At 39.3% G+C, this 13,853-nt stretch carries 15 protein-coding genes; 8 read left to right on the forward strand and 7 right to left on the reverse strand.

Annotation, left to right across the window (positions count from 1 at the left end):
* The first annotated feature begins 16 nt into the window (after positions 1-16).
* From ACFJIZ_RS03570 to ACFJIZ_RS03585, 4 genes are all read left to right on the forward strand, one after another.
* Positions 17-613, forward strand: coding sequence for a toll/interleukin-1 receptor domain-containing protein (locus tag ACFJIZ_RS03570; RefSeq protein WP_379090717.1), 597 nt, complete (start codon positions 17-19; stop codon positions 611-613).
* A gap of 66 nt (positions 614-679) precedes the next feature.
* On the forward strand, positions 680-1,855 hold the full coding sequence (locus ACFJIZ_RS03575; protein WP_379090719.1) for a toll/interleukin-1 receptor domain-containing protein: 1,176 nt from the start codon (positions 680-682) through the stop codon (positions 1,853-1,855).
* Entirely contained in the window at positions 1,852-2,433 is a 582-nt protein-coding gene (locus ACFJIZ_RS03580; RefSeq protein WP_379090721.1) for a hypothetical protein, read from the forward strand. The genes ACFJIZ_RS03575 and ACFJIZ_RS03580 overlap by 4 nt, the downstream gene beginning before the upstream one ends.
* A 270-nt stretch (positions 2,434-2,703) precedes the next feature.
* A complete protein-coding gene (locus tag ACFJIZ_RS03585; RefSeq protein ID WP_379090723.1) occupies positions 2,704-3,135 on the forward strand; it encodes a hypothetical protein in 432 nt (143 codons plus the stop codon).
* 262 nt (positions 3,136-3,397) lie between these two features.
* On the opposite strand, the gene ACFJIZ_RS03590 is transcribed toward ACFJIZ_RS03585, so the two are convergent.
* The 5 genes from ACFJIZ_RS03590 to ACFJIZ_RS03610 all read right to left on the reverse strand — a co-directional run bounded on the left by ACFJIZ_RS03590 (position 3,398) and on the right by ACFJIZ_RS03610 (position 7,677).
* On the reverse strand, positions 3,398-4,177 hold the full coding sequence (locus tag ACFJIZ_RS03590; protein WP_379090724.1) for a hypothetical protein: 780 nt from the start codon (positions 4,175-4,177) through the stop codon (positions 3,398-3,400).
* A 3-nt stretch (positions 4,178-4,180) separates the two neighbouring features.
* A complete protein-coding gene (locus tag ACFJIZ_RS03595; RefSeq protein ID WP_379090725.1) occupies positions 4,181-4,753 on the reverse strand; it encodes a TIR domain-containing protein in 573 nt (190 codons plus the stop codon).
* Positions 4,754-4,805: 52 nt separating this feature from the next.
* A complete protein-coding gene (locus ACFJIZ_RS03600) occupies positions 4,806-5,285 on the reverse strand; it encodes a TIR domain-containing protein (protein ID WP_379090727.1) in 480 nt (159 codons plus the stop codon).
* 92 nt (positions 5,286-5,377) lie between these two features.
* Entirely contained in the window at positions 5,378-6,757 is a 1,380-nt protein-coding gene (locus ACFJIZ_RS03605; protein ID WP_379090728.1) for an SIR2 family protein, read from the reverse strand.
* 302 nt (positions 6,758-7,059) lie between these two features.
* Positions 7,060-7,677, reverse strand: coding sequence for a DUF6088 family protein (locus ACFJIZ_RS03610; protein ID WP_379090729.1), 618 nt, complete (start codon positions 7,675-7,677; stop codon positions 7,060-7,062).
* A 676-nt stretch (positions 7,678-8,353) separates the two neighbouring features.
* Between ACFJIZ_RS03610 and ACFJIZ_RS03615 the strand changes: the two genes are divergently transcribed.
* The 4 genes from ACFJIZ_RS03615 (at position 8,354) to ACFJIZ_RS03630 (ending at position 11,284) form a co-directional block, all read left to right on the forward strand.
* Complete coding sequence (locus ACFJIZ_RS03615) at positions 8,354-9,529, forward strand: hypothetical protein (protein WP_379090730.1); 1,176 nt, start codon at positions 8,354-8,356, stop codon at positions 9,527-9,529.
* Positions 9,513-9,824 (forward strand): hypothetical protein, encoded by a 312-nt coding sequence (locus tag ACFJIZ_RS03620; RefSeq protein ID WP_379090731.1) that lies wholly within the window; start codon positions 9,513-9,515, stop codon positions 9,822-9,824. The genes ACFJIZ_RS03615 and ACFJIZ_RS03620 overlap by 17 nt, the downstream gene beginning before the upstream one ends.
* Positions 9,791-10,591: a hypothetical protein gene (locus tag ACFJIZ_RS03625; RefSeq protein WP_379090732.1), complete on the forward strand. Its 801-nt coding sequence runs from the start codon at positions 9,791-9,793 to the stop codon at positions 10,589-10,591. Before ACFJIZ_RS03620 ends, ACFJIZ_RS03625 begins: the two co-directional genes overlap by 34 nt.
* A gap of 222 nt (positions 10,592-10,813) precedes the next feature.
* Positions 10,814-11,284, forward strand: a complete 471-nt coding sequence (locus tag ACFJIZ_RS03630; protein WP_379090733.1) for a hypothetical protein — start codon at positions 10,814-10,816, stop codon at positions 11,282-11,284.
* Positions 11,285-11,316: 32 nt separating this feature from the next.
* Here ACFJIZ_RS03630 and ACFJIZ_RS03635 read toward each other — a convergent pair whose 3' ends face one another.
* Together ACFJIZ_RS03635 and ACFJIZ_RS03640 are read right to left on the reverse strand one after the other, a co-directional pair.
* Positions 11,317-13,209, reverse strand: coding sequence for a M1 family aminopeptidase (locus ACFJIZ_RS03635; protein WP_379090734.1), 1,893 nt, complete (start codon positions 13,207-13,209; stop codon positions 11,317-11,319).
* Positions 13,155-13,775, reverse strand: a complete 621-nt coding sequence (locus ACFJIZ_RS03640; protein ID WP_379090735.1) for a hypothetical protein — start codon at positions 13,773-13,775, stop codon at positions 13,155-13,157. The genes ACFJIZ_RS03635 and ACFJIZ_RS03640 overlap by 55 nt, the downstream gene beginning before the upstream one ends.
* Positions 13,776-13,853: the final 78 nt, after the last annotated feature.

A 13,853-nucleotide genomic window follows, 5' to 3' on the forward strand; every position in this document is an offset into this window, starting at 1 on the left:
AAAGAAAGCTAATATAATGTCTCTCTTTACAACAGCCCTCCTAAAGGAGCGTGCCTTCAATGAAATCCAGAAAAGTGGGATTGAGGGTAGGTTCACTACCCAAACACGAGCCCAGCTCGTTGAAACTAGATTGTTCTCCAATCTTTCTTCGCAGAAAAATGATAGTGCTCTTAAAACCTATGATATATTTTTATCCCATAGTTCAAAAGATGCTGTAGAAGTTAAGGGACTTAAGCTCGTGCTCGAGGATATGGGTTATTCGGTGTACGTAGACTGGATTGATGACCCGAGCTTGGATCGTGCCAATGTTACCAAGGAGACCGCACTACTTCTACAACGGAGAATGCGCCAAAGTAGATCTCTCATCTATGCTTTTAGCAACAATGGGCTTCTTTCGAAATGGATGCCTTGGGAACTGGGTTTTTTTGATGCGTTGAAAGAAACAGCTACCGTTTTGCCAATTGTGGAACAGAGCTCCACGAACTCCTATAAGGGAACTGAATTTTTGGGTATATACAACTATGTTGTCCAGACCGGTACCAGTTTGTGGGTACATAAAAGCCTTACCGAATATGTGTCCTATTCTAGATGGATGAGCGGCTCAAAACCATAACAAAGCGTTGCAAACGCAGCAAATTCTCAGAAATTTAACGCATCACATAATAAAATGAGTATCCAAATGAAATATAGGTATCAGTTGCTTATTCTCGGGGTGAAAAATAAATTGGAGGAGCAGATAATTGATCTTCTACATACAAAGGTAGGTGAATTGGGCTTGCAGACCGAAGTGGTCAGAATTATAGAGCCTGAAGCTTTTGAAGAAGAATATTTGGGCAACCAGCCCACATTCTGCATCTATTTTGCTACAGATTGTAAAAGTTCCCAAGATATTGAGATCGTTTCAAAGTTGATTAAGGACGGTACGATGGTTTTGCCGATCTACTTTAATGAAGTTGAAACTGATATTCCAGATGAGCTCCGAAATCAAAATGCGATCAAGTACAATGAAAATGAAACAGACAGGATCGTGGATGTGATTTTAGAAGCCTTCGAACTTCTGAGGTCTACAAGAAAGGTTTTTATCAGCTACAAAAGGAAAGAGTCAAGGTCGGTAGCGATACAGTTGTTTGAGGCACTGGAATCACATGGTTTCGATACGTTCCTGGATACGCATTCAATTGCTAAGGGAGAAAAATTTCAGGAAGAACTCTGGCACAGAATGACCGACTGCGACGTAATCCTGTTATTGAATACGGTTGGTTTTTTGGAGAGCAGATGGTGCAAAGAAGAATTTGCTGAAGCCTCAGCCAAACAAATCGGTCTCGTCCAGTTGGTATGGCCGAACCACAATCTTTCTGACATTGACTTGTCCTCACATATAAGTTATCCGATAAAACTGGATAGGTTAGATTTTATTGATGAAAAGTTTGAAGATGGAGACCATTCGCATCTGCTTGACGAGATTATAGAACAGATCCTACAACAGGTCGAATCGGTCAGGGCAAGAAACCTGGCTGCCAGGCAGGATAGTCTAATCACCGATTTTCGTAATACGGCAGAAAAATATGGGCGTGTTGTAACGGTACAACCGGAAAAATTTCTAACAGAAGACAGGGGCGATCAACGTATCGTTTATATCCCAACGGTAGGAATCCCCCAATCGACAAGTTGCCAGTCTGCAGAGCTTAAAAAGGAATTCTACGGAAAGCCCAAAGTTTCCATTAGGTTGATTTACGACGACCTGAGAATTCGGGATAAGTGGATAGAACACCTAGATTGGTTGAATGATAATTTCAAGAAGGACATAAAAACATTAAAAAAACAACAGTTTGATGAATGGTTAAAAGGAGCATGAAAAACATTTTTCTTTCGGCAAGTATACCATTGCCCGATTCTGACGAAGGGTATTTTGCTACAGCTGATATCGTCGCTATACGTGAATCAGTTGTTGCATTGACAACGACTACGCTTTCTGAACATAGGCTCATCTGGGGAGGACATCCATCCATTACCCCTCTGATCAACTATGTAATGCAGAAGCGAAAAATAAATATTCAGGAACACGTAAAACTTTACCAATCCAGGTTTTTTGAGAACGAATTTCTTCAGGAAAATGAGATGTTTGAAGATATCGTGCTGACCGAAAACCTTGGTGACAAGAGCAAAAGCATTGAGGTTCTCAGAAATCAGATGTTCAGTGAAAATGAATTTTCCGCAGGGGTATTTATTGGTGGCATGGCTGGGGTAGTTGACGAGTATAAAATGTTTGTGGAGCGATTTCCAAATGCTCTAATTATCCCGCTTGCGAGCACTGGAGGTGCTGTCAAGATTATTTACGATGGGTTAATTGATGACAAAAATAAAAATTTAAGATTTGAAAAGGATTATGGCTATATGTCCATTTTCCAAAAATTTTTAATTGAAAAATTATAATATGGCAAGAAAAATATTTGTATCGTATAAATATGCGGATGAAAATGTACCAGACTTGGATATGTTCGATCTTAACCAAACCATATTGGGTACCATAAGGACACCGAGACACACCAGGGTCAGGGATTACGTGGATAAGTTGCAAGATCTTGTTGGAAGGCAAAATATCAATCTCGGAGAAAAAGATGGTGAGAGTCTAGAAGATTTTGCCAATTCGACCATTGAGTCCTCTCTAAAGAAAAGATCTTTCAGAGCAGCCTTACCATTGTCATGATTTCTCAGGGCATGGTTTCTCCTGGAGAAATAGAAAATGACCAGTGGATACCTTGGGAAATATCCTATTCCTTGCGCACTGTCCAGAGGGAAAGTTCAACAAGCAGGATGAACGGGGTACTCGGTGTGGTGCTGCCTGACAGAAATGGCTCTTATGATTGGTATTATACAGAGAATTCTGCATGCAATTGTGTCACTCACCACTATAACAAGATCTTTGGTATTCTAGGCAAGAATATGTTTAATCTTAAACAACCTACACTTCGAGACTGCAACGGTCTTGTTATCCATGAAGGAGAATTTTCGTTCATCAAAACGGTGCGTTGGAACGTTTTTATGTACGGTAATAATTATAGTTCTTTTATTGATACAGCGATTGAAATCAGGGACAATAAAGAAAAATATAATGTCACTGTAAATCTTACTTGAAGTTAGTTTTCGCACGGAACCAGAGAATTTGTTAAACTTTGCCACCGCTAGAGCGGATAAGAAGCCAGCTGGATGCTGTGCGCACGAGGCTGAACATTGCTTTACATGGTTGTATAGAAATCGAATACAAGGCTCAAGCAGATGTAATCGAATTTTTTAACTATATCAGGCCAAGATTTGGTGAACAAACGGATCGATGACGTCGACGCTGACGTACCGAGGAGATGATGCCCTTCAAAATGATTTGCTTCCAATTTTATTGCTAGAACAAACTATATAATGCATCTAGAGGGTCTTGCTTTGGAATTTGCTGTTCATATAAACGGTGCCACCTTTCCAAATCATTTGTGTTTAGCATTGTCATGTCATCAAAGCTGACAGGATAAGCAATCCTTAGTTCAGGTGCGGACTCAAGCGCTTCTGTCACGCTGGAATATTTTCTGGACTTAGAAAGGTCTTTTCTTCTAGGGTGAATGGCTTTGGATTTTTGTATTAGGCCTGCCATTCCTAGTTCGTAATAAATCCAAGGCGAATTTGTTTCATGTGAATCCATAACATTTTCGGTGGAAATTGAATTCGGAGTGTCTAAGAACATCAAGCACTCGGCCCTATCCATCATTTTTGTTATTGCCGCACACAGCATGACATGAACATGCGAAGTAGATATATTGCGTTTGGCATAATTGTAATTGTTAGGTCCATTTTGGGTGCAATATGTTTTGTCTATCTCCAGAAGTAATTCATTTGCATATCCCCAGATGGTTGAATCTACAAAGGCATTAAGTTCAAGTTTATTTTTGAGCCAACCTGCTAATGCAATGGCGAGATCTTTGTCAGCATGCGAGTGGCTTATAAATACATCTGCTTCAACCTGCGGAAACCAAACGGATTCAAGAAATTTGCCATCTATCGTGCCATTGCTCGCCAACAAAGTGTCTAAAGTCTTTTTAATTGAAATGGATTGCAAATTGATAAGCAGCTGGCCAGTTTTATAATCTGCGCTATCTGTATGATTTATTTTTAGGTTGAATGCTCGGTACATATATTAGCTATTTATCCAGTTCTCAAAATCAATGGTATTCTGATTATAAAAATTTATCTTGATGTTTCCAGTATCCACATCTTGTTCGTCAATGATATTCATCTGCATTTCTGGGTAGAGTTGCAGATATTCATTTCCAGACCAATTTCCATTTTTGGATTCGATGGGTAATATTGCAAAATCCTTTTCTCCTTTACTTGAATAGGCCAATCCAAGCTCCCAGTTGCACCATTTTGATCTTAATGCATTATAGGTTGCCAGAAATATAAACTTGCTAGAGCTGTCTATCTTTTCCTTGATGATACTCGCTGTAGTTCTATCTGTAAGTTCTGGCATAGAATCATCCATCCAGTCGATATAAAGATCGACGTTGAGCTTATTGAACAATAGCAGCATCTTATTGACTATTGTTTTATCTAGGTGGCTATGGCAAAGGAATATTGAACTTGATTGTGGTCCCTGTATTCTGCTTCTTTTTTCACTCTTAAGACCTTCTAACCCTTCCAATCCAATTTTCTTCACCTCACTAGTATAGATCTTTTGCAGTGCGTTTTGTGAAAGATGTTTTGTTTCCATTTTCGTCAGTTTGAAATATGATGCCTACTTTTTTATTGTCTTTTAATGGGTATCATCTCTGTGAATTTGCTGCATCTTCTACCCATTTGCCAAGGTTGGCATAACCATCATTATCCACCCAGTCATAAATTGGGAGATTCTTGAAATTGACAGGGGAACCATTTTTATTTCCGATTACCACATCGGTGCTACACCGTGTTGTGGTGAATCCAGAGGCATTTTTAACCTTACCAATGAAAATTCCGATAATTGCATTTCCTCTGTCCAAGCTTTTCTGGAGCTCGTATTTTACAAATGGCCTTTGTAGGGTTTCGGATCCAATTAATACAACGGTTACAGTAGAGCCAAAAAGTTGATCGTCAATCCATGACTTTACGGCCGCATCCCCACGTCTTTTGAGCTGCTCAAAGTCGGCATGGTCCATGAAGCCGGCGGTCTGCCTATCAGGTTTGGTGACCCAACTGTTTCTCACTTGGTTTGCCCTCCAAACGTCATTGTCGTAATGGAAGCTAAAAAATACTTTTCTTGCCATAGTTTTTATTTTGTTAATAGTGTTTTACAATTTAAGCATTTAATGTTTCAATGATTGTTACGACCTTTTTTATGAGCTCACTGGCATCCTTTTCAGAATCCAAGTTCTTCAAATAGGGGAATCAACTTGCTGCCTTTTTCGAGTCCAAAATTTTGCGCTTTAAGTTCACTGTGGATTTTTTCTGCGACCCACCCGGTCGATCCGATTGGAATTACCAATAGGCCTTTTGATTTTGCAATTTCAAATTCCCGATACACCCCATTGGCATCGACCAATTTAGCAGGTTCGTTTGGATCCTTTTTATTGCCAAATATTACCAGGAAAATTCCAGCATACCCAATCATATCCTGTCTGTATTCTTCCCACAGTACCTGCAATGTTTTCTCTCCAGTTGGAAATTGAGGAAACGGTTTGATGATCAGTTGATCTTTGCTGTACTTATTTGGATGCTCGTAGATTTTGGAGAGTGCACCATTAATTACTGCACTACCTACGCCCCAGCCAAAACCATTGACAATTTTCATTCCTTTCTCAACTAGTTTAGCACTTAGTTGATGAATAAATCCCTGACCGTCTAAGCTGTTCCAATGGGTGTAGTCTTCAGCACTTCCAGAAATGAAAACAGTCTTTCTTTTGAATGCCTCTTCTATTTCTTTTAAGATGTCAGTTATCTCTTGGTGCGTTTCCACAAAAACTGGCTGAAGCCCAAATCTTTTCAAATCTTCAACAAAAAGCATTTGTTTTTTTTGATCATATTCGAATTGTGCCATCTTGTCTGCCTCGTAGTCATCCTTGCTCACCTTACGTACGAAGTGCCAGTGATGGCGTTGAGCTTCCCTTAGATGTATTCGTACTCTGCTCAGTACATAATCTAAATTGGGATCTGTAAAGCTAAATCCTATAAAAACAAATAGCTTAGAGATGAGTTCGCTGTTTAATGTGGTTAAAAAAGGTGCTTTATCCGTAGCATATCTTTCATAATCATCTTTGGTGATAACTGCCTCCTGTGGCATGGTAGCATCTCCGTGCATTTTATATACTACAGCGTCACGCTTCGGTTTTGGATAGGGAAGCTGTTTGATGCTGTGTTTTACATCTGGTACTCTGAAGGCTTTTTCCAAAGACCTTTCGATAAGGTTATCATAGTTCGTGGTCCAATAAGAGTAGATTGGAAGCCTTGCTAATATTTTGTGATTCTCCGTTTCCTCTATGTCCTTGTTAAATTCATCAATGATCTTACGATTGATCACGCTCCGATTTCCAATTTTATTGGTATTGTACTGGGCAATTGCGATTAAATCGGTTTCTGAATTATAATCTAGACCCAGGTCCTCAGTTATTTCCTTCAAAAGTTGCTTCCAATTCACATGGCCTGCACCAACTGAAAGACCAGCACCTGCAAAAATTGCTAATGATCCTGTTTCTAATTCTTTTAATACATCGTTGTAGAAAGATTTGTGTTCTGCCTTCATAAAAATTTATTTGGTTAGCTTGATTGCTCAATAGCAATAAGTTACACATTGACCGTGCCAATCATTCCTGAAAGTGGTAAATATAAAAATATTGAACATTCAGAATTTTTTTACTGTCAATTAGTGACAGGTTGTCTCATTTGGCTTTTTCAAACCTTGTTTTTTCAAACCGTAAAGTACATGCATGATCCAGTAGTCTTTTTATACTAAGCCTGGTTGAATTCCCATCTCTTCTGCAATGATATTGAGTAGGTCGGGAAATTGTTTATGGTTGTGCAAGTAATCGGTGGCCATTCTCTTTTTTAATTGATCATGGGAGAAAGAAGACGTTTTGCCCTAGTGTTACCATAAGCTTCAAGAGATGTCTTTAATTTATGCTGGTCCATCTGCTTCACCTTAGTCTGTAGTTTTTTTAATACTTCGAGAATATCCTCGGCAAGTTTGTCCAGATTGTTTACAAGATCTACAACTAAAAACTCTGTAGTTAGTTTGGTAGGGAAGTGGTGTCGCATTTGGAAATCAAACATTTTATTACCCAGTTTGAATTCACCATGGCGCTTGTGGTTGTATACCAATTTTTTGTTGTAGAGTTGTGTGGTGCCAACTCCTAAAGAATTGTAACTGTTAAGTGAGGTCAAAAGAAATCTATCGTCTTTCAAAAAAGTGCGCACGAGTTCTTGTTCTTCGGCAGGTATTTTTCCAAATACTGATTCTTTTGGATAGTGGTAGACCCCGGTGGAAAGTTTCTGAAGTGTTCCCTCTTTAACAAGGGCAGCAAGCAGCCTGTCAACTGAGCCAGTCCATTTTTCAAGATCTGCCCTGCGATAGACATTTCCCTTTTTGAGGTGCTTTTTGAGTTCCCTTAACTGTGACAGTTTTTCTTTACATACAAAGTACGGGAATAAAACAATAATATGCAAGAAAAGTGATTAAAATTTCATTTATAAATTATATTTAACTTGCAATATATCAGTTAGATATGAATTTGTAATAAATATAATAAAAAGAACAAGAGTAGTGATAAATAAAGTCTGCTTGATCGGTCAGTAAAAAATCTTCTTTTTTTATGCTTTTAAATTGCAAATAATTATATTTGTATAAGCGATTTGAGAATTTGAAAAGGTATAAAATACTTTAAAAATCTCATTATCAGTTCTTTAACATTATAAAACATGTAGTCGGAAATTAAGTGAAAATATCTGATTATCAGCGTTTTAGTATGTTTCGCTTTGTCTCTAGATTGGACTTTTGTTTTTGTGTCTGATTGTCAGTGAGTTAGCTCCAATTAATGCATCGGAAAGTAATTTATATTTCCGATAGTTTCATTTGTTTTCTTATTGTTTATAAATCAATTAGTTAATTGACTTTTATTGAGATTTATTTTGTTTTAATTACTGTTTTTTATCTATCAATTTGTTAATATTTTCTGAAAATATGATATAAGATAATTGAAATCTGCAATTCCTATTTAAGATAATATATACTATAGAAGGCATTTAATACTTATATGAAGTCATTTGGTACAATAAACTTGATTCATAGTTAAGGTTAATATACTTTTAGCATACTAACTAAATATTTTCTAAATTAACTTCTATGAAACAAGAAAAAATGCGCAAGCATCATTTGATGCGCGTACTTTTATTTACTGCTCTTCCTATTATTCTGCTTTATGCCTGTAGAAAGGAACTCCATCAGATTAGTGATGCCAAACAATCATTAACCGTTGAAGAAGCCAAAGGGTACATGGCACAAAAAGAAAGGGTCACTATCCCAATCGACCAGATGAGTTTCAGTGAATTTAACAATAAAGACCTTGCTTATGCTTGGGACAAAGCCAAGGTGTCAATGAATGACCAGGGAAATGTAATCGAAGTGCCCTTGACCAACAAGAACAAAGGCTATGTGATTGGTTCTGATAATCCAGACTTGGCAAACAAGTCTATAACAACACTTATTGTAACCAAAAATGAAAAAGGAGAAAAGGCTTCTTTCCTTATGACGTTGGTTGCCGACCAGTCCTATTTAAAGGATAAACCCGATGACCTATTGAAGAATAGTTACAAGAAATACACATCTTCATTTTCGGGATTAGTACTCTACCACAAACCGGAAGGTGTATTCATTGGTGGCGATCGTTACCTTAAAGGACAAAAGGTTGGCCCTCTTGTTGCTGTTTCAGAACTTGAGCTAAGAAAAATAGGAAGTGCATCATCGAGCCAGAACAAGGTAATGAACTATGCATTACCAGGAGATGGAGACTGCACTTATTATACCATGTGGGATTATAATGCTACCTGTTATCCAGTTGGCCCTGATGTTTACTGCGAGTGGGAAGCCAGTATCAGGTGGACGTATAGAGTCTGCTCTAATACGAGTGGAGGACCTGGTGGGACAGGTAGCTCACCAGACCCTTATAGTCTTAACAATGACCTTGCGTTACCATGTGAGGATGTCGAAGCACCAGATTTCGTGGATACTATTAGAATCAGGCAGGAGCTAGCCCAGGATGCATTGAAGAACATACTCCCTCCTGAATATCATTCGTTTATCAAGTTTGGTGCAAATGGAGCCCTTGATAAAACGCTTTTGGCAAGTGCGGGTTCCGTAGTTAATATGCCTCAATCAAATATATATAACGTACTGATTTGGCTTGCACAGGAGCCAACTATCGATATCAATATCTGGTTGAAATCTAAATGGTTCGGTTTGACAACTAGACATCCCGATGGAGGAGGTTTCAGATACCTTACAGATGAACAGATCCCTTGAAGGAGTAACCGTTGTTCCAGGTGTTCTACCAGTCGAGCCTGGCCTTCCCGTTACGGGTAGTTCGACCGAAGGTAATATATATATCGATAAAGGTGCCGCCAGCAGCCCAAGAAGGTTAGCATATGTTACGGCCCATGAACTGCTCGGACATATGTACAGCTTCGTCAAAGGGCTTCCTTTTACACATGGGAATCCCACATTTGAGAGTTGGGTTAGCAGTATTGAAGCCGAGGCAAACAAAAATTGGAAATTGATTAAGAAATGGAAAAAAAGCAAAGACGAATGTCCAGAATAGGGTTATTGTTAGCCCTATTTTTAGCGCTGGGGATTAAAAGCTACAGTCAACAGTCGCAGGTCCTCCATACGCCATTGAGTGTATATGCGAAATTTAATGATAAAGATTCCACTTTGTCGGTGGTTTATACCTCCAATCTTGAGTTCCCGCAATTATTGTGGGTTAGAGACATATCTATTGATGCAATACTGAGCCAAGACGATGTTGCGGGCAGCTACCTGGCTTCACCTATCGTGCATGAAATATATCTTGTCGATAAAAAGGTAATTGATAAAACGAGCAATAGTTATTTCTTTAGGAAAGACAGTACAGTTCTAAACCTCTATAACTACAAAATGCTGGAAAAGGGAGAGAAACTAGAGGTTCGCATTAAGGTAAAGGATGATAAACTTTATAAACTAATCATTAAAAGGCAGTTTGTCGTTAAAGGCGTGGTAAGCCTGCTTGACCTCACCAACATACAAGTGTTAGTTAACAGGAATCCTAAACTCCCGAGACCTGCATTTCAATTTATGATGGACTATCCCGAGGATAACAAGCCTGATCTGGTCCAGGTTAATGATGTAAAATGGAATATGGGCACATATAAATCGCCCGTTTGGGGCAGTCAAGATACAAGCTCAGCAAAACCGGATGATAGAGCCGAAAGAAGACTTATCCTACCTAAAATTTCTGAAGGAAAAACACCGAAAATCTTCTCGCTGGAAGAGCTTTACAGTTTTGCAAGTAAGTTTTATTTTGATGTAGAAATCAGAATAAGTAATTAAATTTTCATTTACGTTCTGCCCATTGGACAAACCAATTTTGTTGACCCCACATCGACAGTTTTAAAATTGTTAATAAATCTCTTATGATTAGTATTTTACGAATCGGGGTCAATTGTAGTGGTTTGCCTAATCTGAATAATTGCTATTTGATTTCATTTGGTACGTCTTTGTTATTGAAATATTTTAGTAACATTTCCATAATTAATTGTAAATTAAAAAGCTATGAAAAGAAAACATTTTATTCCAATAGTTTTGTTGTTCTTTTGCTTTATTGTTAGTAAGGCATCTGCGCAAAGTAGCAGCAGCAATCCCAAGATCTATTTTTTGGTTGATACAATTGGTATGCCGAAGGAAAGCAGGTTTATTAAAATTGGATTGCTGACCCCAGTTGAATATCAGTTTACATTCTATTGTAAATGTATTCCGCCTTACGACAAGTATGTTGATTTTACCTATCGTTTCGGTAAAAATGTGCCGAAAGAACCAGTAACTGATATTAAGCCCAATTTCAAGTATAGTAGTTGGAAAAGCCTACTTGAAAAGATAAGCTTTTCAGGAAAGGACTTTAGTAAGGATTATGATCTTTACATCACCGAGGTGCTGCCAAACAGAAAGTATAGAACTAACAAAGTTCAACTAGTCGTTTATCCACCGCCACTTACTCATGGAGTTGTCATTAAAGATAAAAATTGAAATAAAATAAACATGAATCTTATCAAGGAGGGTTATTGCACCAACTTTTGAGCCCTCCGAAGGTTGTCTGTTGCTTGTAAGATTTTATCCTTTAACATGGGATTATAATTTGGATGTGCTTTTAAGAAATTTTGAACAACCTGATAGGAATACTCCGATTGATAGGATCCAAAAACAGCAGCAAGCCAACTTTGAGGAAAGAAGATATCACCAGTCTGTTTAATTTCTTCCAGCAATAGTAGACTTTCTTCAAGGTAGGCCTGCGATTGGCGCTGGCGCAATGGATGGTGCAAGTAAGAGAGACCGGAGCCTACCCAAGCCTCTTTTTTCCGGTTTGTTTTCGACCTTAAACTGTAGAAAAAGGCCGTTCTTTCTGCCGCATCAGTAGCTAATGACGGCGCCAGGAAGGCAAGCCGCTCCTTACGGTCGTTATTGAGCGTCCTTTCCATTTGCTGGGCGATAACCGTTGTTGGAGCGTTTGCCCTTAGCGCAATGGAAACCGCTAGGGAAATATAATCATCTTCAGTAAGCTTTATCCCTTCAGGTGGCGTCTTCTTTTCCCATATTTCGATTATGCGTTTCGATGCCTGCTCGCTTAAATAAACGTTCTGATAGGCATTGAATAGGATTTTCTTACCATTCGCCTCGCGTTGCTGGCCCATGATGGTCCATATCGATTTTTCGAGTTCCTGGTGGATTGCATTTCTGTCTTCCTCCTTAATGAAATTCCAGTAAAGGTTTGATAAATAGCCTGTAAGCAGCTTTAAATTTAGTTCGTTCTTTTCAAGACCTAACATTTTAACGTAGAAATCTATGGCTTCCCTAGGCTTTAGGTAATTGCCTGCAAGGGTGTTTTCATAGAGGTTGATATATACCGAAGCCCGCTCTACCGGTCCGCTTATGAGGTTAACAGCACCGAGCATTTCCTTATCTATCGGGAAAAGCCCATATCCCATTCCGTTAGCATTAAAGAGATAATAGCGTGGCTTTTCTGTCCCTTTTAAGTTTGGTAGGTCAAGTTTTACGCCTTTCATGTTCACCTTTACCGTTGTTGTGCGATTTGGATAAACCAGTTTCAAGGTAAATACCTGTGGCCAGAGCCTCAATTCGCCCTGCTCTGGGCATTGGCTAATGCTAAAATTGGTTATCCGATTGCCCTGATATTTTACATCATAACTGAAGATGGGCCTGCCTGGAAGATTAACCCAAACCTTGTTCCATGCATAAAGATCGGCAGCAGTATGCTTGCTCAAAATCGTAATCAAGTCTGGCCAGGTTGCATTTTTATTGGCGTATGTAGCCAAGTATTCCCGTATGCCTTTTTGAAAGCCTACTGGGCCCATAAGGGCTTCCAATTGGCGCATCATGATTGGCGCTTTATGGTAGATGATATTACCGTACATAGAGCCGGCATCTTGCAGGTTGTTGAGTTGCTGTCTGATCGGATTGGCACCAAGTGTTCGGTCTACACCATAAGCGGCTGGAAAATGGTCTTGAAGAAATTTGAGGTCAAAGGCCTGATTGCCCATCATTTTTTCGGCAACTTTATCTGCCATAAAATTTGCAAACACCTCCTTCATCCATACATCATTGAACCATTTCATGGTGACCAGGTCGCCAAACCACATGTGCGCAGTTTCATGCGAAATCAGATTGGCCCTTGAGATGTATTGGTCTTTGATCGCGCCATCATCCAGAAATAGCGAAGATGACTTGTACAACACCGCCCCGGGATGCTCCATACCGCCAAATTGGAAATCAGGAATAGCTGCAAACCCGATTTTCTGGAAAGGATAGGGGATGGCTGTCCAATTGGTCAAAAAGCTGAGCGCATCAGTATGTAATTTGAAGATGGAGTCGACGCTCGACTTTATTTTTTGTGGATCGGTTTCACGGTAAAGCAGCTCCATGGGCTGTTTGCCCATCCTTTTTGCCTGATCAAATTTTCCGGTGCAGAAAGAGAACAGGTAGGTAGAGTCTTGTCTGAATTGGTAAACTGGTACTTGACAGTGCTGTTTTGCACAAGGGAATCCTTTAATTTGCCATTTGCAAGCACCTTCCAGCCTTTGGGAACGGTAAGGCTCAACTCAAAACGGGCCTTTAGGTCGGGCTGGTCGAAACAAGGAAAGGCTGTTCGGGCGTTAGCGGGTACAAAAAGGGCATACAAGTACTCCTTATTTCTGTTGAGTGATCCGTTTCCTGCAATAAAAGCAATCTTGATCAGATTTCCTCCCTTTTTAAGGTTTTTGCCAGCTAACAAGATATGCTCATTTTCAAAAACAATGGGCGTTTCTTGTCCGTTTACCCATAAGCTTTTGAGCTTGCTTTTATCTTCTTTAAAATCCAACTGTAGGATTTCGGGCAGCTTACTCAGATTGAATTCAAGCTGGAGCAATGATTCGATGTCTTGCTCTTTGTTTGCCGGAATATTAAAATCCAACCGATATTGGATGTTGCTGACCACCTCGCTGCGAAAGGTAGCGAGCGCCAAGGATACACCCGTTTCGATTTTTTGTGCAAATGCACCTGAGCAGATTGAGCAGGGCCATAAAGGTGGCTGTAAGAGATT

Source organism: Pedobacter sp. UC225_65 (assembly GCF_042698365.1).
Lineage (GTDB): Bacteria > Bacteroidota > Bacteroidia > Sphingobacteriales > Sphingobacteriaceae > Pedobacter.